Here is a 20,464-nt window from a genome sequence, read left to right on the forward strand (position 1 = left end):
GCGCAAGAGATGTGATCGCCAGCCTGACCGGGGTGGAGCCACGCCGTATCCGGCTGCGCGGATCAGACGCTACTGAGTAGTAGCATCCGGTTCCTGTAGAGGCTTGACGCAGAGAGGTATCGTCGGAGTCACGGTCCCGGTGTGTGGTGGGTCCGGCGTCTATGGCGTCCCGCCATGGGCTTCGCCGCCCTCGATCGCAGGCGTACGCGCCATGACCAAGACGAGCCGACTGTCGGGCAGTGTTCCCGATGACGTGACGACTTTCGTAGGCCGCCAAGGCGCGACCGCCGAGGTCAAGCGGTTGCTGTCCGTCTCACGCCTGGTGACGCTAACCGGTCCTGGTGGGGTAGGCAAGTCGCGGCTGGCGCTTCGGATAGCCCGGGACCTGCGGCGGGCCTTCCCCGATGGCGTATGGGTGGTCGAGCTGGCCAAGGTGCTTGATCCGTCGTTGGTCGATCACACGGTCGCGGCAGCACTGGAGCTGCGGGAGCGGCCGGACGGTGACCTGCGGGCCGTGCTGGTGGACTACTTGACGGACAAGCAGCTGTTGTTGGTCTTGGACAACTGTGAGCATCTGCTGGACGCGTGCCAGGGATTGGTGAACGCCGTGTTGCCCCGGGCGCCATGGACTCACGTGCTGACCACAAGCCGCGCTCCGCTCAGCATCATGGCCGAACATATTTACGCTGTCCAGCCGATGTCGGTGCCGGAGGAGGATTTCCACGCGAAGGTCGGCGACCGGTATGAAGCATTGGCGCTGTTCGAGGAGCGCGCAACGGCCGTACTTCCGGATTTCACGCTCAATGAGGCGAACGAGCGGACCGTGGCGACGCTGTGTCAGCGTCTGGACGGCCTTCCGCTGGCGATCGAGCTCGCCGCCGTGCGCATGCGGGTGCTGTCGGTAGAGCAGATCCTGGCCCGACTGGAAGATCGTTTCGAGGTTCTGAAGTCCGGTGACCGAAGCGCGATTCCCCGGCATCAGACGTTGCAGGCGGCGATCGATTGGAGCTTTGATCTTTGCTCACCGCAGGAACGCCTGCTATGGGCCCGGACGGTGGTGTTCGCCGGCGACTTCGACCTGGAGGCCGCGGAGAGCGTATGTTCCGGCAAAGGTCTTCCGGCGGCCGATGTCTTTCCTGCGCTAGCGGGGTTGGTGGAAAAGTCCATCTTGGTGCGGGGAGAGGCTGGCGCGCGGGCCCGATACCAGATGTTGGACACGGTGCGGGCGTACGGCATGGAACGTCTGGCAGACGGTGATGACGCGCGGCCCCTCGCCGACCTGAGACGTAGTCATCGGGATTACTATTTGCAGCTCGCCGAGGAGGCGGACGCAGCCTGGTTCGGTCCCAGCCAGGTCGAGTGGTCAACTCGGCTGAAGTCCGAGCGCACTAATCTATGGACAGCGCTGGACTATTGCCTGACCGAACCCGGGGAGGCGCGGACCGCACTGCGGCTGGCGGGCGCAATGTGGTGTTCGTGGGTTGGCCTGGGGTTCATTCCAGGCGGAAGGTATTGGCTGGACCGGGCGCTGACCCTGGACACCGAACCTAGCCGCGAACGAGCCAAGGCACTTTGGGTGAACGGTTGGCTGGCGATCCTACGCGGCGACTACGCAGCAGCTCTGGATCTGACGGAGGAGTGCCGCCGGGTTGCGGCGCAGTGCGACGAGAGCGCATTGGCCTACGCTCTAGAATTCGCTGGCCTCGCACATGCAACAAAAGGCGACTTCACGATCGCCATGCCTATGTTGAGTGAAGCGCTGTCGCGGCATCAGGCCAACGGTGAGCCGGGGCCCCTCGCCATAGCCTTTTTCTATGCATCCGCAGCGAATCTCTATCGGGGCGACCTCGATCGCACTGTCGTCCTCGTTGAGGAATGCCTACGGCTATGCACAGCCCATGGTGAACACTGGGTCGCGGCTCGCACACGCTGGATCCTCGCCATCGTGGCGAAATTTCAGGGGAACACACGCCTCGCACGTAAGTACGTGGATGAATCCCTGCGCTTTCTTCGGACGGTCGGGGATGACGTTATAGTCGTATTCTGCATCGAACTTCTAGCCTGGATCGCGGCGGCTGAGGGGGATGCTGACCGATCCGCTCAGCTGCTCGGCGCGAGCCGAAGGCTCTGGCAGCCCTTGGGTAGCTATCTGCGCGGATCCGGCCTCTATTTGAGCTGGCATGACGAATGCGAGTCGCAGATTCGTGTCACCCTCGGAGATCGCAAGTTCGAGTCCGCATTCCGGCAGGGCACCAGGCTCACGGCGGACGAGGCCATAGCCTACGCGTTGGATGAACCGGCACTGCCTGCCGGTTCACGCGCCGGGTCCACATTGGGACCGGTGTTGACGAATCGCGAACGCGAGGTCGCCGGACTGGTCGCCGAGGGATTGTCCAACCGAGACATTGCGGCACGGTTGGTCGTCGCCCAGCGAACCGCTGAAGGCCACGTCGAGCGGATCCTGAGGAAACTGGGCTTCAGTTCACGTGCTCAGCTTGCGGCGTGGGTGGTCGAACAGAAGAAACATTGAACCGCCCGGCCGCGGTAGCATCGCGTGCGCTGGTGCGGCAGACGATCGCCGATATCGATCGGTCGGGCATCCAGCAGTCCTCTTCTGCCCTGAAGTACACCGAATCGGCCGATCCGGACCGGGCGGCATAGGAGGCGATGGATGCGGCCTCGGCACCGGCGCAGCCGGTGCTTTCGCGCCGGAGCCGCGCATTCGTGCCTTCGGACTAGGATTTGGCCAGTTCTGCTTCTGCGAATGCGCCCTACTTGCGATCGAGCGCCTTGGCCGCACCACCGCGCCAACTGTCGGCCATGGGATCGGGAAGATGTCATCCTCTTGCTTCTCCACCCCGCCGTCGAAGATCGCTCGCGGGATCGAGTCCGCAGACGCCTGCCGTTCGATGACGGAAGGATCGCTCAGGTCGTCATACAGCGCTACGCAACGGATCGAGGTCGGGTCGCCCAGGGCATCGCAGCCCTGGGCTCCTACAGAACCGTGCGTAACAGTCGCCCGTCATCGTGGCCCGAGTTGAGCTTGGACGAACAGCGCGTCCATGCCTGATTCGATCATGTGCGTAGCGTTTGACCTGTCCTGCGATCGTCATACCGGTATGGCTCCCTCTCTCGGGTCGTGACTCCCGGATCGTCCGGACTGTCTACGAAGTAGACCCGGCGAGGCCGAAAAATCGGGCGCTCGTCGACCGCCCAGTTCGTGGCTCGGCCGGTGTCAGTACTGAAGATAGACCAGGAGAACGACAGACCGTGACGCGGGAGTGGAGCGGTGAGAACCGACCTGATTGCCAGGGCGCGGGCCGGGGACAGCGACGCGTTCCGCGAGCTGCCCGAGCCGTACCGTCAAGAGCTGCACGTTCACTGCTCAGGCCGGTCCTGGCAACCGGAGCCAACCCGCGGCATCGGGCGGGCACTGGTGGAGCAGGTGTTGAGCACAGGCGCGAAGCGAGTGTACGCCGGTACGCGCCGGCCCCGGGCCCACCCGAATGAGCGGGTCACGCCACTGACCTTCGACGTTACCGACAAGGCGCAAATTCACACAGCTGTGGAGCCAGTTAAGTCTCTCGATCTCCTCATTAAGACATCGCATGGCGCGACACCCCAGGGCACCGACCCACCGCGGCGGCGACGGCGAGCGACCACCACGATCAAGGAATCGCTGCGTGCGCCGGGCATCCGGCTTCCCCTGCTCAACCACCAGGTCAGCGCGCACGCCGACCTTAAGGACGTCGACCTATACTGCCTCGACCTCATCAGCCACCACGGGCCGCTCAGCTCGAGCGCCGTCCCTGCCCTGCCCGGCTTGCACCCCGCCACTAGACCAGCATCCTCGACCGGCTCCAACGTGGGCCCGGGCCACACGCCAATGCGATCCGAACGCCCGTGATCGCCGCGCGTCGCCGTGAACCCCGTACGCGATCGCGACCCCGAGCTGTTCCGGCTGTACTCGGAGATGAGCACCTGCGTCGACCATATCTGCGCCGACGACACCGACGCCGAACTCGAAATACTCGCTGATATCCTCCGCCGCACCGCGGAGGCCGGACAAGAGGCAACAGAAGAGCCGGTCAACGACATGATCGGCGAAAATCGTTAATGCTCTCGGGGGCTCGCGTGGGACTGGGAGACACGGGCCGTGTTGGAATCGTTCGGGCTGGACGCGCTCGCCGAGGAAACCTACAAACTTCTCCTGCGCCGGCCGAATCTGGACGTTGAGGGAATCGCCGCCGAGCTCTCGGTTTCGGCCGCGCGGGTCCGGCAGGCCCTTGATCAGCTGGCGGATCTCGCGCTGCTCCGACCGTCCCTGGAGATTTCCGGGCGTCTCCGTCCGGTGAGCCCCGACCTGGGCCTGCAGGTTCTGCTCCAGCAACGGCAGGCCGACCTGCTCCGCCAGCAACAGCAGTTCGCCGAGAGCCAGGCCGCGATCACTCAGATGATCGCTCGGTACTCGGACGCGGCGTTCGCCACCTCACAGACGAACGCCGACCAGCTGATCGGAATGGACGCCGTGCAGGGCCGGATCGAGCAACTCGCCCTGCGCGCGCGAACCGAGGTGGCGAGCATGATGCCCGGTGGCGCGCAGGATCCCTCGCTCATCGAGGAGGCCAAACTCATTGACCAGCAGGTGCTCGGCCAGGGGGTATCGATTCGCACGATCGGGCTCGACAGTGTCCGTAATGATCCGGACAGCCTGGCCTATGCCAAGTGGCTGGTCGAGCGGGGTGCGCAGGTGCGCACTACTCCCGTCCTCCCGGTGCGGATGCTGGTCTATGACGGCGAGGTGGCACTGCTGCCACTTGACCCCGCCAATACGGCGGCTGGCGCCATGCAGGTCAGCAATCCGGGCAGCCTCGCGGTGATCACCGCCTTTTTCGAGCAGGTGTGGGTCAGTGCCACATTGGTCGGCTCCGCGCCCGCCAAGGATGGCCACGGCCTCTCACCGCAGGAACGCGAGCTGCTGACTCTTCTGGCCGACGGCATGACTGATGAGGGCGCCGCCCGCCAGCTCGGCGTGTCCCAGCGCACCGTTCGCCGTCTCATGGCGGATCTCATGAACCGGCTGGGCGCCCGCAGTCGTTTCGAGGCAGGTCTGCGCGCGGCCGAACGGGGCTGGCTCTGACGCGTCCGAGCCTGGAGATTGTGATCTTGCCGTTTTAGGCCAGGCCGTTTGGTGCCAGAGCGAATGCCTTCCGCTCGCAAGTTCGGGCGAGCAAACTCCTCATTGCCGGGCGATCGAGGCCTGACCGGAGGAAAGAAAACCCCAAAGGCGTGTGAGAATGCACCGCCCACCTCCGTAGATCCGCACAGAGAGGTGTACTGAACATGTCTGCTGCCCTGAACCCGACCGGTCGGATATCGGGCTCATTCTTCCCCATCACCGTCCCCTCCCTGCCGCACGACGGTGGGAACATTTGGGGCTAGTCGAAGACGAATCATGTACGTGATCATCGCTCATCTGCCGCCACCCGATTCTCTGGCCCAGGCGCCGACGAGCGCGGAGGTCCTCGACGACCTGCTCGCGAGCTATGCGGCGTCGGCCGGAGTCCGGCTGGAGCATTTTCGCGTCTACGCCAATGGGTCATCGTTCTCCGTCGTCCTTTTCCTTATGGCGGAGAACCTTGAACTAGCGGAGCTCGACGCAATTTCCCTGATTCGGTTGGTACTCGGGGACAGTCGTCGCTCCGCGGATTGAGCAGCGTTCTCGAAAGAGGCCAGAAACAGGATCATGTCTGGATTTTTCGCACCCAAACGGGCTGGTCATACATGCAAGGGAGCTGAAATGAACCATTCGAGCGGAACCGTCGTCTCTGCTGGAATAAAGATCACGCGGTGCCCCGGAGAAGGGATCGGGAAACGGGTGCTCGTACTCGGCCGTCAGCCCAAGTCCATCAATGCCCTGCAACGGCGCGGCGCGGAGGTGACCTGTGTCGTGCCGGGCGATGGCCGTCGGTCATCGGTCGTGGCGGCCTCGGCGTTCCCGTCGGCCCGGGAGATCTGCGTGACCACCCCATCGAACCTGGAGGACGTGGTCGGCGGCCTGGAACGAGAGGGGATCGACCTGGGTGACTTCGACGTCGTGTGCAGTCAGCACGAGTTCTCACTCGCCGCGGCGTCCGCGCTGGGCGGAGAAGCCCGGTGCCATCTGCCCATGGCCACGGTGATCAGACTCCGTGACAAGGCCGTCCAGAAGGCGGCCGTCCGCGAGGCCGGCATCCCGGCGGCCGATTTCGAAGTGGTCACCGATCTCGGCAGGCTCACGTCGGCCGTGGTACCGGGCCGCGTCCTGAAGCCGCTCGCTTCCTCGTCGTCGAGGAACGTTTTCGTCATCGCCGATCCCGAGTCGGCGAAGGCGGCGATCGAGGAGATCCGGTACCGGCGCTCGACCGACCCATGGCTGGTCGAGGAGTTCGTGGACGGAGCCGAACACCAGATCGACGGGGTGGTGAGGGACGGAGAGATCAGGTTCCTCGCCGTGTCCAGATATCTCCAGAATCTGATCGAAGTACGGAGCGGCGGGCTGAACGCCTCGGTCGTCCTCGATCCGGCCGATGAGAAGGATCTCTACGCGCGTGCCCGAGGGCTCGCCGATGAGGCTCTCCGGGCTCTGCGCCATCGGGACGGCATCTTTCACATGGAGGTCTTCCAGCAACCTGGCGGGCTTGTCTTCGGCGAGTGCGCGGGTCGTATCTCGGGAGGCATGACGGATGTCCTGCTGGCCGAGAAGTTCGGGGTCGACCTGCACGACGAGTGGGCCCTCTCGGTCCTGCGCGAGCCATCGACCATCGCCTCGGAGAAGTCCGAGGCGATGGTCGGCGACATCTACCTGACCACGCCTCCCGGCCGCCTGATCGAACTCCCTGGGGAGGACGAGATCAACGCGCGCCCAGGGGTCGTTCATGCCCGCGTCACGGCGGTCCCCGGCGAGGAGATGCCGCACGAGCCCGACGCGTCCAGCGTATGCGCGGCCCAGGCCGTCGTGCGGGGGAAGGACGCGGCCGAGGTCGAACGCCGCCTGTGGGATCTCGCTCAATGGTTCAGGACGGCGACGGTCATCGACGCCGGGCGGTCGCCCCAGCCGGCCCGATGGACTCCCACGGGGAGGCCGAGGGTCATCGTCCTCGGGGGGAGGCCGGATGTGATCCGGAAAGCCACAGCGCTCGGCCTGGACGTCGTTAACATCCAGAAGCCCAGTGCCTTCGATCCGGCCGTCCTGAAGCACGTCTCCCAGGTGCACCTGGTGGACTATCAGGACGTCCGGGCTGTGGACATGCTGGTCGAAGCTCTGCACAGGACGGCTCCCATCACACGAGTGTTCACACAGAATGAGGCTGCGCAGGTCGTGTCCGGTCATCTCACGAGCCGGTTCGGTCTGCCCGGCAATGGTGAGGAGGTCGTCAGGACCCTTCACGATAAACGGGCGATGCGTGCACTGCTGAACGAGCATGGCGTCGGGCCGGTGGCCGTCCAGGCCGTCACGACCAAGGAGGCGCTGCGCGACTTCACCGTCAGGCACGGTGCCGCCGTGGTTAAGCCGACGATGGGCTCGGGCAGTCTCGGCGTCCGCAAGATCTTCTGTGGGGAGGACGTCGACGAGGTCTGGTCCTGGATTCGTTCCTCTGGCGTGCGGGAGTTCTTCGCCGAGCAGCTGCTCACCGGGACCGAGGTGAGCGTGGAAACCTTCTCGGCGCGGGGACGCCACACGGTTCTCGCCGTCACTGGCAAGGACACCGGCGACGGAGTCGTCGAACTGGGGCACGTCGTTCCGGCGCCGCTAAGCAGCGCCGACATCGCGCGGGTCGGTGAGTTCACCGAACAGGTACTGGACGCCGTCGGCCTGGTCGACGGTCTCGCCCACACCGAGGTGATGCTCACCGCGGACGGACCGCGCGTGATCGAGTCCCATTGCCGCCGTGGCGGCGACCAGATCAATGAACTCGTCAGGATGGTCTACGGCGTGGACATGGAAACGCTGGCCTTCCGGCTGGCGCTGACCGCGGAGCCGCTGGGGGGGCACACCAGGGCTGACGGCGGCGCGGCCATCCGATTCCTGGTCGCCGATCCGGGACAGGTGATCAAGATCGAGGGGATCGAGCGGGCGGCCGCCATGGAGGGCGTGGTCGAAGTGCGGGTCCAGGCCGCCCTGGGAGACGTGGTGAACCCGTTGCGCTGGTCCGAGGACAGGTGCGGGTATGTCTTGGTGCACGCCTGCGACGGTCCGACCGCGGAGCGGATCGCCAATGAGGCCGCGAACCTGATCCGTATCCGAACCGTGCCGATGCCGGACACGCCGGAGGACACCCTGGCGGCGCTGCTCGCCGAGGTGGACGAGATACTGGATCCGTTCGCCGCTCAACACGCCGGCCACGGCGGGAGCCGTGAGAGAGTCGCTCACGCCGGCAGCGTCGAGTCCCGTGCCTGAGGTGATGCGAGAGCGCTCGGCACGGCCGCTCGGGCGGACTGTGCGGGTCCGGCTGCTCATCGGGTTCGTCCAGCGCTTTCTCAACGCAATGCTCCTGCCGTTCATGGCGATCTACCTGGACCATCGGTTCGGGCAGGGGCCCGCCGCGACGATGGTGCTGGCCGGAGTGCTGGTCGGCATCCTGGCGGGCCTGTACGGGGGGCACCTGTCGGAGAGGCTGGGCCGGCGACCTGTTCTGCTGCTCAGCGAGTCCGGGGCCGCGACGGCCTTCGCCGCGATGGCCACCGCCGCGGTGCCGTCGTGGGAGTCGCCGACCGCCGTATACGCGTTCTTCGTGCTGGCCAATGCACTGGGCAACCTCGGTCTCCCTGCGCACGACGCGGTGATCACCGACGTGACCCACGCCGACGATCGCAAGCGCGTCTACACGCTCAACTACTGGACGATCAATCTGGCGCTCGTCGGCGGTTCCCTCGCCGGGGCGTCCTTCTTCTCCGATCATCTGCCGTACATGCTGGCCATGGCCGCGGTCCTCAGCCTTGTGGTGGCCGTGCTGACCTTCGCCCTGGTCAGGGAGACTCGCCCTGGGCAAGGGAAGGAGCGGTGGCACGGCTCGGGTCGCCGCGTGCGGCCGGGCATCGCCCGCATCCTGACCGACTATGGACCGGTCATCCGCGACGGCGCTTTGATCAAGTTCGTGCTGGCCGCGACCATGCTGATGGCACTCGAAGTGCAGCTCACCATCTACATCGCGGTCAGGCTGGCACGTTCCATGCCCGACCAGAAGCTGTTGCCGTTCGGCTGGTGTGAGGTGCGGGTCGACGGGCTCGAGATGGTCGGCGTCCTTCGCGGCGAGAACACCTTGATGATCGTCTTCCTCGGGCTCTTCGCCGAACGACTGTTCAAGCGGCTTGGTGAAGGCCCGCGGCTGTACGGTGGGATCGTCGCGTTCACAGCCGGGTACGTGGTGCTCGGCGTCGGTTCAGACGTGTCGTTGCTGCTGTTCGGCATGCTGATCGCGACCCTCGGGGAGCTGCTGTACGTGGGAGTCGAGCAGTCACGGCTCGCCGATTCCATCCCGGAGGAGTCCAGAGCGCGTCATATCGCGGTTTACAACCTGCACGTCAGGGCGGCGCTGGTCGTGGGGACCCTCACCTGGTCCGCAGCCAATCTGCTCCCCGGGTGGTTCATCCCTGCCCTCTATGCCTTCCTCGGCCTGGGAGCCGCGCTCCTCTACGGCTCGATCCCGGTCCGGCGCCGAAAGGCGAAGCCCGTTGCGCTAGTGGGAAGGCAACGACGAGACTCTGCCAACGTGCTCGCCGCCCCGGCTCCCGACCTGCCGTAAGCCGGGGCTCGCGGAACTCAGCTCAGCTCGGCGTTCAGGGGAACGCGGGCGAGGAGAGGCCCTCGCCCGCGTCCGGGACGGCGAAGAACGCACCGGCGTGGGCGCCGCCCCGGGGGGGGTGCGCCCGTGGCGGCCGTGGTGATGTAGAAGTCGCGCAGGCCCGGGCCGCCGAACACGCAGGCGGTGGTCTGGCGGGCGGGCAACTCGACGACCGATCAAGGAACGCCATCGGCACGTCGGGGACGGAATCCGCGATAGACGGCAGCGAGTCGGCTGTGGGTGCCGACACCGGCATGATCATCCGTCATGGGAGAAGCCGCCGGGTAGGGTGCTCCGTTCGGCGTGACCGAGGACGGTCGGGTGAACGATGGCTCGCTCAGCGTATGCGGATGGCAGCGAGCGGGAGCACTTGTCGATCTGTTCGCACCCGAGAACGGGGTGACCCGTAGTGGGCTGGTGCGGCCGGCCGCCAACTATGCGGCTTGGCCGAACGCTGTGAAGGGGCTGCGCCACAGCGAGACCATAACGCCGCTGGCCGCCAGGCTCGGACAGCAGCCGAAGCTCTCCTACGGCAAGGGTGACGAGGCCGCGCTCGGCAAGAAACTCGCCTCCGGGCACGGAACATCCTGGTTTGCTGGGAGCACAGCGCGATCCCGCACATCGTCTCCGCCATGGGCACGATGAACGTCGCACCACCTGCCAAGTGGGCCGACAACCGTTTCGACGTGGTCTGGGTGTTCACCAGACACGGCCACGGCTGGCGTTTCAGCCAGATTCCCCAGCTGTTGCTCGACGGCGATACAAAGTCCCCTGTCGCCTGAGGGGTACCGCCTGCCGAATCTCGGTCATGGTCAGAGGGGAGCGGGACGGCGTCGTGGCCGTTGAGGCCGCGATGCCAATCACCCGCGGGTGGAAGATCGGCTTCCATGCCGGGGGGCCGGCCATCCACATCGAGCACGGAGGAGACGACGCGCCCCTTTTCGTGAACCGCGTCTGAGCTTGTCGTTTCAAAGGAAAGTCCAGACCGTGTTCGACACCGGGTTCGAGAAGTTTGCGCTGCTCCTGGTGCTGGCATTGATCATTTTCGACCCCCGACCAACTCCCGCGCGTTACCCGCCAGGCCGCGCAGACACTGCGCCAGCTACGCCGTCTGGCCACTGACGCCACAAATGACATCAAGGCGGGGCTCGGGCCTGAGTACGCCGACCTTGACATCGCCGATCTCCACCCGCGCCGTTCGTCTAGAAGCATCTGCTCGACGATCTCGCCGGTGATCGTCACCCGTTCGTCGACGAACCGCTTCTCCCCTACGGAGAGCGCCCGCCCTACGACACCGACGCCACCTGAGGCGGACGCCTCCCGGTCCAGCTCACCTGCTTGGTGGCGGTCGTGAACGCGCAGGCTCCCAGGTCGCGGGTAAGTCTGAAGGCATGAGCCTCCGGCAGCGCGTGTCGGCATTCCGCGGGTCATGGCGGCTCATGTGCCGGTCGTGCTTGTAGTCGGCCTGATTTTGTTGATCACCGTTGCCGACATCACCGCCTCGCGCGATGTCCACCTGAGCTCGCTGCTGATCGTCGCGCCCGCGATCACAGCCTCGTTCGAGGGCCCCAACATGACCGGGGCGATCGCGGTCCTCACCATCACGGCGGGCGCCGCCCCGGCCGTCTCATCTCGATCGATCGGCCGCCCTGGCCAGCCTGCTGCCTTGCGGCCGGCTGCTGCGGAAAATTCGGCTTCCTCGACCGATTCCTTTCGACAAGTCGCCGAGTCGGTAGGTGTGAGGGGACTTCGATGATGACTGAAGGGAGCGACCATGGCAGAGATGACGGGGATTCGGCTGGGCGGCCTGGTGCTAGGCAGCGACGACCCGGAACGGCTCAGCGCCTGGTACCGCGCAGCGTTCGCGCCGTCGGCCGAGCCAAGCACCGTGCTGACGGTGGGCGATAGCCAGTTGATCTTCGAACGCCGCGACGATCTCGCGCAGAACACACAGGAACCCGGCAGGATCCTGATCAACTTGAACGTTGAGGACGTCCAGGCGGTTGCGGCTCACCTGATGGCGCTGGGCATCGCGCGGTGGATCCGCCCCGTAGAGCCCTTCGGCGCCGGCCTCATCGCGACATTGGAGGATCCGGTCGGAAACTACGTACAGATCGTCGAGCTCGCCGCCCGGCCCGGCCCGGAGCGGTGACGCAGATGAGCCACACCGACGTCAAGGCCGATAACCTGGCGGGTGATGATCCCGCCGCCGCAAATACAGAGGGGTTGCGCACGCTCCGCACCACGTTCGAAGCGTTCGACCCCGGGGACGGCGAGCCAGCACGTCCCGGTCGACGGACTGGGGCAACGGTGACACCAGATAGCGACGTCTTCACACGGCTGACCCACCCATACCGGCCGGAGCTCCTGGCCTACTGCTACCGCATGCTCGGTTCAATCCACGACGCCGAAGACCTCGTCCAGGAGACCTATCTGCGCGCCTGGCGCTCCTACGAGGCATTCGAAGGCCGCGCGTCACTGCGCACCTGGCTCTACCGGATCGCCACCAACGTCTGCCTCACCGCACTCGAGCACCGAAAGCACCGGCCGCTGCCGTCGGGCCTCGGCGGTCCCGCCGACGACCCCGAAGGCCCTCTGGCGCCGCCGCCGGAAGTGACTTGGCTACAGCCCATCCCCGACCGGCTGGTCCGGGCCGACTCCGACGACCCCGCCACCATCGTCGCCGCGCGGGCAAGCTTGCGGCTCGCCCTGATCGCCGCCCTACAGTACCTCCCCCCGCGTCAGCGCGCCGTCCTGATCCTGCGCGACGTACTGGCGCTGCGCGCGGCAGAGGTCGCCGAGTTGCTCGGAATCTCCGTCCCCGCAGTCAAAAGCATCCTGCAACGCGCTCGCGCCCAACTCGGTCAGGTGGCACCGTCCGAAGCCGAGACCACCGAGGCCTCCGGCGCGCGGCAGCGGGAACTGCTGGACCGCTATGCCATGGCCTTCGAGAACGCTGACGTCGGAGCCCTGATGGGACTGCTGACCGAGGACGCCGTCCTGGAGATGCCGCCCACCCCGACCTGGTTCGCCGGCCGCGAGTCCATCGGCCGCTTCTTCAGGTCTAGGGTTCTCACGTTGCCCGGTGCCTTCCGGTTGGTCGCGACCGCGGCCAACGGGCAGCCTGCGGTCGCCTTGTACCAGCGCGGCCCGGACGGCGTCCATCACGCGCATGGGATGATGGTCCTCTCGACCTCCGCCGCCGGGATCACACACATTGTCAGGTTCCACGAGCAGGACCTGTTTGAACTCTTCGAACTCCCCCAAACACTCAGCCCCACTCCGGCGAGCCCTCAGGCCGGCGAACGGGCCAACGCTCTTGACAGCGGATCGCCCGCCCCGGACGAGTCGACGCCATGACGGTTCTGGCAAGCGGAGCCGCGATGCTGGAACGCGCAATCGGCTATACCCTCGGCACAATCCAAGCGGTATCGCCGGAACAGTACTCGAACCCCACACCCTGCACGGCCTGGAATCTACGGATGCTGCTTGAGCATCTCAACGACTCACTCGACGTGCTCCAGCAGATCAGCGACACCCAGCACATTGAGAGCAGCGCCATTCCCGCCCCCGACCACAACCGACCAATGACCGACCCGATGATGCACTTTCGGCGCCGGGCGACCCAACTGTTGGGATCATGGTCCGCCTCCGCCTACCACGACCGCATGACCGACATCGCCTGCCTCCCGCTACCGAACGAGATCGCGGCTTATACCGGAGCACTTGAGATCGCCGTACACGGATGGGACATCTCCCAAGCCTGCGGACACCACCAGCCGATCCCAACCGCCCTAGCCACCGACATGCTGCAAATCGCGCCGATCCTGGTTACCGAGGCGACCCGCCAGCCGCTCTTCGCCGCCCCGGCCCGGGTGTCGCAGCAGGCCAATCCCAGCGACCGGCTGATCGCCTTCCTTGGCCGCAGACCAGATGCCTGACCCGCGTCGTCTGAATACTCCAGCTGTAGATGGTGATCTTTCATGTTTTGTTCCGTGGATCGCCGCTGGTAGTGGCTTTCGCGTGGTTCTACGCGCGGCAGATGGCGCCTCGTCGCCGACCCTGGCTGCCGAGCTCGGTGACATCGCGAGCCGAGGTTTCAAGGCCGGGCGAACGTCCGCCCATGCCCGTAATCTCGTTCATGGATTCGGGGCCAGTCCAGTTAACGGCTCTGTCGCTCCTTCGGTGGTACAAGCATCCGCACTATGACCCGATGCTCCTCCCATCGGGCGAAGTACCAATGCACCGTCTGCCACGGCGGGAAATCCGCTGGCAGAGCGCGCCACGCGCACCGGTCTGCGCGACGCAAAATCGCATCCACCATCCTCAGCACAGGCAACAATCAAGATCACCCAAGCACTCCGGCACCCACCCAAGATCTACTTCCCAACACGCCAGGTGAGTCGGCCTTCGTCGCTACCCAGAACTCCTTGGCCTCCAGATCTCCATAGTCCGGCACTCAAGGGTGTGCGGGCGCAGGTCCAGCCGGGCGTCAGGCAGCCTTGTCGCGACCGTTACGGCCCCACGCCGAGATGTACAACCAGGCGAGGCGCATAAAAGTTTACTAAACTGACATGTCATTTTATGGACATATCAAGTACCTTCGATTTGCATTTTACTCGTCAGATCGGGCGACTCTCACCGAAAGGATTAGGCGAGTGCTTAGACAACGTCTGGTGCGTGCCCCGGTCGGTGCACTGACCGCGGCCGCGCCAGTGATCACCACAACGCCAGCTAGCGTCGCGTCCAAATTAGTCGGCGTGATTGGCAACGAGCCGTGGTGTACCGCCGGAGGCTACGAGGCGTGCCTGTCCGACGGCGCAGCATCACCAACGCGCACTGGCCCGCCAACCAGAGTTGGTCCGACCTGTCGGACCATTACTTCTCGCCTAGCGGCAAGACCTGCCAAAACACGAACGCGAATTGGAACGCCGGCGCCATGGCCTGTAGGTACGCCAACAAGTGCACAACCTGCACCGGCGCGGGCCACACCGTAAACGATGACTGGGAGTACAACGCGGAGGTCGGAGAATGTATTGGACCTTGGACCTGGAGTCTAAGCGGCCCCATTAAACTCTCCTAATGACCTAGTTGTATGATGCGCTCTGCCCGGCGGAGAGCAGGCCATAGCCTTTTGCAGGATTAGTAACAGGGAGTGGAATGCGAACCCATTCAGCATATCGACGTATGGTCGTCGTGGTAGTGGCCATTGCCGTACTGTTCGGTGTGGCGGCGGGATGCGGTTCGGGTGTCGATCCAGTGGCGGAGGCCGACCATGCCGCGTCGATCGCTACGACCCATGGGGGCAGCTCTGGTATTGAGATTGTCTTGCCGATAAACGCATATGAGTACACCGTGCCCGAACGCGACCAGATTGGCTGGGCACGTGATATTTTGATCGGCGAATGCATGCGTGGATTCGACTTCAGTTATGACGCCGCTGCGGACGCGGCGCAGAACCGTCGACTGGCCCGGATGGATATGCAGGATCTTGGGTTCTATGGCAATAAACGCCGCTACAGCGTGATCGACATGGCCACCGCCGCCAGCTACGGTTATCACCTGATCTCTACCACGACCGGCGCCCCGAGCACGGTAGATCAGACCAATCCGCACGGGCTGGGCAGGCTGAGCGCGACCAAAACAGTGGTGATGACTGGCTACGGTCCGGATGGTAAGCCGGTGTCTAGATCGGCCACCGGGCGTCGGATACCGGCCGGCGGCTGCGTTGGTGTGGCCGACGCCAAGCTGGTCGGTTCGGGATCGGTCGGGGAGGCCAAGCCCGTCAGTGAGCTGGCCGCCAGGTCATTCGACCAGTCGTTGAAGAACGTGAAGGTCACCGCAGCGTTCCGGGCTTGGTCGAGCTGCATGGCAGGCAGGGGCGACCACTACACAAGCCCGCTTGACAAAACCGGCTTCAACATCGACATCAAGACCGTTTCACCGCAGGAGACCGCCACTGCGCAGGCCGACGTGGCATGCAAGCAGCAGACCCACCTGGTCGACACCTGGTTCAACGTCGAGCTCGCGTACCAGAAGAACTGGATCGAAAAGCACGCCGACGAGTTCCACAAGGCCAAGACCGACCACGACAGGACGATGATAACGGTCTCCAGGATCATCTCTAGCAATCCCTGACCGGCAGGTTGCCACCAGGCGCGGACATAACCCACCGGCCAACGGCAGACGCTACGGCGGCAGGCCTGCTCCCATGCCTGGCCGGGTCTGGCCGGACGGGGCGTCGACAGTGCCGAAGACCGGCGTGTTCTCCAAGCACGCGATGGATACCTCGTAGCTGCGAATGAGGCTGCCGGTACATGCCCTTCAGCGCGGTCGGCGGCGCCTCTGCGTCCGAACTTGTTGATCGCGACGACATGGACGAAGTCGAGCATCTCGATCTTGAACGGACACTCCCGTGGCGAACGAGTACTGGCCGGGCAAGTTCTCGGCTCGCAGAAACCACAACAGGTCTCCGTGGCGGTATGGTGGGGCGACATGCCCCCTGGGATCAGCCTCCCGAGAGTGCTTTGTACTTCGCGTCGCCGGCGGACGCAGCTCTATGTTCGCGCCCTCGAACCGAAGTACGGCATGATCCCAGAGGGAAAGCCCAGCCGACGATCGCGTGACAGAAAAACATCACGACGAACGCAACGGTGACCGAGTCGTACCACGCCGAGATGTAGGTGAAGTCCGCTACCCGGGTCTTCGGCCGGTCGGCATGACGGCGCGCTGGAGATCATCGGCACGCTCACGCCTTTGGGTCGGTGACCATGGCGCGGATCTTCTTGCTCCGACGTTACCCTCTGTGGGCCGAATGCCTGCGTTATTACAACCCTGCCCCTCAGAGGATTTGACGGAGCCGACATGGTGATTAGTAAGGGTGGACAGCGCACCGACCTCCTAGTCGTATTCGTAAGCGTAATTACCGTTGCAGTCGAGGTCGTGGTAAGTCCTGCACTCATTGCCGCTTCTGCAGGCCATCGCCCCGGCACCGTACATCACGTTCGTGTTCTGGCCGGCCCCGGTACCGCTCCAAAAGCAGTGGTCCGACGGGTCAGACCAGCTCTGCATCGCGGTCCAGATCGCGTTGTTGAATCTGCCGCCCCAGTACAGGCACAGCACATAGCGCCCACTGGACATTTCAGATTCTCCTATTTCCGAGGATTCCCGATCGACGAAGTTCAGGTTCGCGGATGGCGCTTATCGCCGTCAGATCGATGCACGCCCAATCGTCAGAGAATGATTTTGATGGAACCGCTATGACCGCTGGTGTAGTGGAGCGCGCCAACCTCGTATGAGTTCTCGTAATCATAGTTGCCGTTGTAGTCCGCGTAATAATAGCTACGACACTCACTAGGGATTCCGCAAAACATCGCGCCCGCACCATTCATCACATTCATACCCTCACCGACACCGGTACCGCTCCAGAAGTAATGGTCTGACAAGTCAGACCAACTGTCATTGGCGGGCCAGAACGCATTCTTGATGCTGCCACCCCAGTACAGGCACGCCTCGTACCACGCATCCTTACACCGCGGCTCGGAACCGCTTACGCCGATGAAGTACTTGAAACCAGCAGCCTTGGCTGGCGTGGTGACCGCGAACGGCGTGGCTACGATTAGCCCCGCAATCAGGACGCGCACCAAACGGTATCTGAACACTCGAACTCTCCTAAGGAGGGAATCCCCGATGATCCGACCGGCATGATAATAGAAAAGTGAATTGACATAAGTCCACCGAGATGGACTCAGCGAATCGATTCGAACAGCAATGCTTTCGCGGAAAGCGCGGCCCGGCGCCCTTATCCCTGGCGATCGCCGCCGACGTCCAGACTGGGTGGACACTCTCCAGCAGGGCGAAAGCCGTCCCGCAGCGACGGCTAGCCGTTTAGGAGATTCCTCCGTTGACTGGAATGTCTTGGCCGGTGATGTAGGAGGCGTCGGTGGAGGCGAGGAATGCGACAACGCTGGCTACTTCCTCGGGTCGACCGAGTCGCTTCATGGGTGTTGCGGCGGCGATCTGGCGCATGCGTTCGACCTGCTCTGGGGGGAGGTGGGGTACGGGTAGGTCGATGGAGCCTGGACTGACGGTGTTGACACGGATTCGCCGGGGCGCGAGTTCGGCCGCCGTGGTTTGGGTGATGGCGTGGAGAGCAGCTTTGGACGCGGTGTAGACGGTGGTTCCGGGGCGGCGCCAGGCAGGGTCGACTGGGGCCAGGCCGCACATGATGATGGCGGCCCCGTCGTTGAGGTGCGGGATCGCCTTTTGCAGGGTGAAGAAGGCACCCCTGGTATTGGTGTCGAAGACCTCGTCGAAGGAACTTTTCGTCGCTTGATCCAGCGCCTGGAACCTCTTGAGGCCGGCGTTGATGAACAACACGTCGATCCGCCCAAGCGCCTGCGTGACGGTGGAGAACATCGTGTCGATCTCTTCTGTCCGGGCAACGTCTGCGCGGACGGTAAGGATGTCCTCGCCGATCGAGGTGGCGGCGTCGCGCAGTCGCTGTTCGTCCCGTCCAGCGACGGCGACATGGGCACCTTCCTGGTGGAACCGTTTGGCGGCGGCCAGGCCAATGCCGCTGCTTCCGCCGGTCACAACGACCACATGGTCGTCGAATCTGCCCATCGTCAGCGGGTTCCTCATCTCCGAGGCTGGTGGTGCCGTCAAGCCTTCCATTTGCATCACGCTAGTAACCTAGAGGCAGTTGGTAGCATAATGCAAGTAGGGCAAGGTGGTTGGTGCTCGGCCGGACCTACGATGGTCAAAACTGCCTGGTGCACGGGCCCTGGAGGTGGTCGGCGAACGCTGAAGCTTGTTGCGCCAGCTTCCGCCACGGGTCTGACACGAAAATAAGGACGCTACGCAGGTCGGAGGGGTGGCGGTGGGTGTCAAGTCAAGCGAGACGGGGGTCAGCGATCGTTAGGCGGCGTCTTGGTCGGGTCGGTTGATCAAGGCGACCGTGGGGATCTTGGGCAGCGTGGGCGTGCGGGTGAAGGCCTGTGAGCAGCAACCGAACGGGCAACGGCGATAGCGAGCTCGGTTCGGGCGGAGTTACCGCCGTCGACCGTTCGGATGCGGGTGGCCCATCTGCCAACAGGACTGAGGGGGCGGGGTCCTCGGGTCGGGCAGCAGGTCGGCCAGTGCGGTGCGCACGGCGACTCGGCTCACCTCGTACTCACGCGCGAGGCCCGCGATCGAGGCGCCTTTGTCACGGAACGCCGCCCGCACCTGCTCAAGCTGGTCTCCGGTGAGTGCGGGTGGCCGGCCGCGGTAGCGGCCTTCGGCTTCGGCCGCGGCGATCCCTTCAGCGGTCAGTTCGTTTGCAGGTCGCGCTGGAACTGTCCGACGGGGTGATCACGTTGATGATCAGGGCGGTGGTGGCGTCGTCGGCGGCCAGGTCGTAGAAGTTGGACAGCGGTCCTGACAGGACTCGCAGTACGACGCCGCGGGCCCGGTACCAGTCCCGGACGGCGTGGATGTCCGTCAGGTCTCGGCAGAGCCGGAACAGCTCTGACACGGTGAGGGCGTCGCCGGGGTGCGCGGCGGAGGCGACCTTGGCGAACGCGGGCCGCTCCAGTGCGGGGATCTTGGAGGTGGTCGCCGGGTCCTCGAACAGCAGCACCCCCTCGGCCGGGTGGAACCCTTCGGCGATTCCTTCGGTCCGGACCAAAAGCCCGGCCTCGGTGAGGATGTGCCGCTGCCGGAGCAGTGACTGGGTCGCGGTGGACAAGCGGGAGTAAACGATCCGCACGGGCGCTCCTGGGTTGGGGTCCCCGTGGCACTGACGAAGTTTCGGTCGGATATAGCCGCGACCTGCGGTGATGTCGAGGTGTAGGGCCTGACTCGTGGTCTGGTGATCTCTGCCGCTACGTTCTGATCCGGTTTGTTCGGGTCAGGCGGTGCGGTGGCCGGTGTCAGAGAAGATGTTCTCCGAGGAGCAGCTGGAGCAGCTGCGGTCGTTCCCGAAGATCACCAGGGACGAGCTGATCAAGTACTTCACGTTGACGCCGGCGGATCTGGCGTTCGTGGATCCAGGGCGCGGCCGTGGGCCGGCGGACCGCTTGGGCCTTGCTGTCCAGCTGGCGAGTTTGCCGTGGTTGGGGTTCGTGCCGGACGAGGTCGCCTCAGCGCCGGCTGCGGCGGTGGCCAGGGTCGCCGAGCAGTTGGGGTTGGACCCGCGTGTGTTGCAGGGGTATGGGAAGCGCGCTCATACCCGGACGGATCATTTGGTGCTGGCGGCGAAGTATCTGGGGTGGAAGAACGCGGCGGCCGGTAGCCGGGAGTGGAAGGAACTGGAGCAGTTCCTGCTGGACCGGGCGTTGGAGCACGATTCGCCGACGTTGTTGTTCAATTTGGCGCGTGAGTATCTGCTGGCCGCGAAGGTGATCCGCCCGGGCCCGATCGTTCTGGCGAAGATGATCGGGTCGGCGCGCAAGGCCGCCGACGATCTGACCTCGCAGCTGCTGGCGCCGGTGCTGACCGGGCAGTTGCGCGCCGACCTGGAGCGGATGCTGCTGGTGGACGTCGGGTTGAGGCTGGGACATGTACCTCCACTCGCTGGCCCAGTACCTCACCCACTTCCGCAGCCGGACCGCGAAGGTCGTCACCGCCATCCGGCCGCAGGCCGGCGCGGGCGATGA

Annotated in this window: 20 protein-coding genes; 14 read left to right on the top strand and 6 right to left on the bottom strand. The window is 64.8% G+C overall.

The window, feature by feature from the left end; all coding sequences use genetic code 11:
• Nucleotides 1-211 precede the first annotated feature (211 nt).
• The 7 genes from ACYVF7_RS32425 (at nt 212) to ACYVF7_RS32455 (ending at nt 9,785) form a co-directional block, all read left to right on the top strand.
• Nucleotides 212-2,530 carry an ATP-binding protein gene (locus tag ACYVF7_RS32425; protein ID WP_460348202.1) on the top strand — a complete coding sequence of 773 codons (2,319 nt, stop codon included), beginning with the start codon at nt 212-214 and terminating at the stop codon, nt 2,528-2,530.
• A 759-nt stretch (nt 2,531-3,289) separates the two neighbouring features.
• Nucleotides 3,290-3,907, top strand: a complete 618-nt coding sequence (locus ACYVF7_RS32430) for a hypothetical protein (protein ID WP_460348205.1) — start codon at nt 3,290-3,292, stop codon at nt 3,905-3,907.
• A gap of 15 nt (nt 3,908-3,922) precedes the next feature.
• A complete protein-coding gene (locus tag ACYVF7_RS32435; RefSeq protein ID WP_460348208.1) occupies nt 3,923-4,117 on the top strand; it encodes a hypothetical protein in 195 nt (64 codons plus the stop codon).
• Nucleotides 4,118-4,156: 39 nt separating this feature from the next.
• Nucleotides 4,157-5,140 (top strand): LuxR C-terminal-related transcriptional regulator, encoded by a 984-nt coding sequence (locus ACYVF7_RS32440; protein ID WP_460348211.1) that lies wholly within the window; start codon nt 4,157-4,159, stop codon nt 5,138-5,140.
• A 315-nt stretch (nt 5,141-5,455) separates the two neighbouring features.
• Nucleotides 5,456-5,713 carry a hypothetical protein gene (locus tag ACYVF7_RS32445; protein ID WP_460348214.1) on the top strand — a complete coding sequence of 86 codons (258 nt, stop codon included), beginning with the start codon at nt 5,456-5,458 and terminating at the stop codon, nt 5,711-5,713.
• Nucleotides 5,714-5,800: 87 nt separating this feature from the next.
• Nucleotides 5,801-8,440 carry an ATP-grasp domain-containing protein gene (locus tag ACYVF7_RS32450; protein ID WP_460348217.1) on the top strand — a complete coding sequence of 880 codons (2,640 nt, stop codon included), beginning with the start codon at nt 5,801-5,803 and terminating at the stop codon, nt 8,438-8,440.
• Nucleotides 8,433-9,785, top strand: coding sequence for an MFS transporter (locus ACYVF7_RS32455; RefSeq protein ID WP_460348220.1), 1,353 nt, complete (start codon nt 8,433-8,435; stop codon nt 9,783-9,785). Before ACYVF7_RS32450 ends, ACYVF7_RS32455 begins: the two co-directional genes overlap by 8 nt.
• Before the next feature lie 17 nt (nt 9,786-9,802).
• On the opposite strand, the gene ACYVF7_RS32460 is transcribed toward ACYVF7_RS32455, so the two are convergent.
• Nucleotides 9,803-9,988 (bottom strand): hypothetical protein, encoded by a 186-nt coding sequence (locus tag ACYVF7_RS32460; RefSeq protein ID WP_460348222.1) that lies wholly within the window; start codon nt 9,986-9,988, stop codon nt 9,803-9,805.
• A 468-nt stretch (nt 9,989-10,456) separates the two neighbouring features.
• Here ACYVF7_RS32460 and ACYVF7_RS32465 point away from each other — a divergent pair, with 468 nt between their 5' ends.
• The 5 genes from ACYVF7_RS32465 (at nt 10,457) to ACYVF7_RS32485 (ending at nt 13,765) form a co-directional block, all read left to right on the top strand.
• Entirely contained in the window at nt 10,457-10,606 is a 150-nt protein-coding gene (locus ACYVF7_RS32465) for a hypothetical protein (protein ID WP_460348225.1), read from the top strand.
• A 647-nt stretch (nt 10,607-11,253) separates the two neighbouring features.
• Nucleotides 11,254-11,580, top strand: coding sequence for a hypothetical protein (locus tag ACYVF7_RS32470; protein WP_460348228.1), 327 nt, complete (start codon nt 11,254-11,256; stop codon nt 11,578-11,580).
• Between the two features lie 18 nt (nt 11,581-11,598).
• Nucleotides 11,599-11,976, top strand: a complete 378-nt coding sequence (locus tag ACYVF7_RS32475) for a VOC family protein (protein ID WP_460348230.1) — start codon at nt 11,599-11,601, stop codon at nt 11,974-11,976.
• A gap of 5 nt (nt 11,977-11,981) precedes the next feature.
• On the top strand, nt 11,982-13,184 hold the full coding sequence (locus ACYVF7_RS32480; RefSeq protein WP_460348233.1) for a sigma-70 family RNA polymerase sigma factor: 1,203 nt from the start codon (nt 11,982-11,984) through the stop codon (nt 13,182-13,184).
• Complete coding sequence (locus tag ACYVF7_RS32485) at nt 13,181-13,765, top strand: TIGR03086 family metal-binding protein (RefSeq protein WP_460348236.1); 585 nt, start codon at nt 13,181-13,183, stop codon at nt 13,763-13,765. Before ACYVF7_RS32480 ends, ACYVF7_RS32485 begins: the two co-directional genes overlap by 4 nt.
• A gap of 221 nt (nt 13,766-13,986) precedes the next feature.
• On the opposite strand, the gene ACYVF7_RS32490 is transcribed toward ACYVF7_RS32485, so the two are convergent.
• Nucleotides 13,987-14,148, bottom strand: a complete 162-nt coding sequence (locus ACYVF7_RS32490; RefSeq protein ID WP_460348239.1) for a transposase — start codon at nt 14,146-14,148, stop codon at nt 13,987-13,989.
• An 863-nt stretch (nt 14,149-15,011) separates the two neighbouring features.
• On the opposite strand from ACYVF7_RS32490, the gene ACYVF7_RS32495 reads away from it, so the two are divergent.
• On the top strand, nt 15,012-15,962 hold the full coding sequence (locus tag ACYVF7_RS32495; protein WP_460348242.1) for a hypothetical protein: 951 nt from the start codon (nt 15,012-15,014) through the stop codon (nt 15,960-15,962).
• Between the two features lie 762 nt (nt 15,963-16,724).
• Here the strand turns inward: ACYVF7_RS32495 and ACYVF7_RS32500 are convergent.
• The 4 genes from ACYVF7_RS32500 to ACYVF7_RS32515 all read right to left on the bottom strand — a co-directional run bounded on the left by ACYVF7_RS32500 (nt 16,725) and on the right by ACYVF7_RS32515 (nt 19,575).
• Nucleotides 16,725-16,964 carry a hypothetical protein gene (locus ACYVF7_RS32500; protein WP_460348245.1) on the bottom strand — a complete coding sequence of 80 codons (240 nt, stop codon included), beginning with the start codon at nt 16,962-16,964 and terminating at the stop codon, nt 16,725-16,727.
• A gap of 92 nt (nt 16,965-17,056) precedes the next feature.
• Complete coding sequence (locus ACYVF7_RS32505) at nt 17,057-17,485, bottom strand: hypothetical protein (RefSeq protein WP_460348248.1); 429 nt, start codon at nt 17,483-17,485, stop codon at nt 17,057-17,059.
• 226 nt (nt 17,486-17,711) lie between these two features.
• The gene (locus tag ACYVF7_RS32510; protein ID WP_460348251.1) at nt 17,712-18,500 is read right to left on the bottom strand and encodes an SDR family NAD(P)-dependent oxidoreductase; all 789 of its coding nucleotides are present in this window, start codon (nt 18,498-18,500) and stop codon (nt 17,712-17,714) included.
• Between the two features lie 628 nt (nt 18,501-19,128).
• Nucleotides 19,129-19,575: a recombinase family protein gene (locus ACYVF7_RS32515; protein WP_460348254.1), complete on the bottom strand. Its 447-nt coding sequence runs from the start codon at nt 19,573-19,575 to the stop codon at nt 19,129-19,131.
• Nucleotides 19,576-19,735: 160 nt separating this feature from the next.
• Between ACYVF7_RS32515 and ACYVF7_RS32520 the strand changes: the two genes are divergently transcribed.
• A complete protein-coding gene (locus ACYVF7_RS32520) occupies nt 19,736-20,464 on the top strand; it encodes a DUF4158 domain-containing protein (RefSeq protein WP_460348257.1) in 729 nt (242 codons plus the stop codon).

It is taken from the genome of Actinoallomurus acanthiterrae (genome assembly GCF_054775715.1).

What these genes read in the sequence shown, in the direction of transcription:
- ACYVF7_RS32475 (WP_460348230.1), top strand. Translation starts at nt 11,599, where the DNA reads ATGGCAGAGATGACGGGGATTCGGCTGGGCGGCCTGGTGCTAGGCAGC.
- ACYVF7_RS32470 (WP_460348228.1), top strand. Translation starts at nt 11,254, where the DNA reads ATGGCGGCTCATGTGCCGGTCGTGCTTGTAGTCGGCCTGATTTTGTTG.
- ACYVF7_RS32425 (WP_460348202.1), top strand. Translation starts at nt 212, where the DNA reads ATGACCAAGACGAGCCGACTGTCGGGCAGTGTTCCCGATGACGTGACG.
- ACYVF7_RS32500 (WP_460348245.1), bottom strand. Translation starts at nt 16,964, where the DNA reads ATGTCCAGTGGGCGCTATGTGCTGTGCCTGTACTGGGGCGGCAGATTC.
- ACYVF7_RS32480 (WP_460348233.1), top strand. Translation starts at nt 11,982, where the DNA reads ATGAGCCACACCGACGTCAAGGCCGATAACCTGGCGGGTGATGATCCC.
- ACYVF7_RS32465 (WP_460348225.1), top strand. Translation starts at nt 10,457, where the DNA reads ATGGGCACGATGAACGTCGCACCACCTGCCAAGTGGGCCGACAACCGT.
- ACYVF7_RS32490 (WP_460348239.1), bottom strand. Translation starts at nt 14,148, where the DNA reads ATGGTGGATGCGATTTTGCGTCGCGCAGACCGGTGCGCGTGGCGCGCT.
- ACYVF7_RS32495 (WP_460348242.1), top strand. Translation starts at nt 15,012, where the DNA reads ATGGTCGTCGTGGTAGTGGCCATTGCCGTACTGTTCGGTGTGGCGGCG.
- ACYVF7_RS32510 (WP_460348251.1), bottom strand. Translation starts at nt 18,500, where the DNA reads ATGGAAGGCTTGACGGCACCACCAGCCTCGGAGATGAGGAACCCGCTG.
- ACYVF7_RS32450 (WP_460348217.1), top strand. Translation starts at nt 5,801, where the DNA reads ATGAACCATTCGAGCGGAACCGTCGTCTCTGCTGGAATAAAGATCACG.
- ACYVF7_RS32445 (WP_460348214.1), top strand. Translation starts at nt 5,456, where the DNA reads ATGTACGTGATCATCGCTCATCTGCCGCCACCCGATTCTCTGGCCCAG.
- ACYVF7_RS32485 (WP_460348236.1), top strand. Translation starts at nt 13,181, where the DNA reads ATGACGGTTCTGGCAAGCGGAGCCGCGATGCTGGAACGCGCAATCGGC.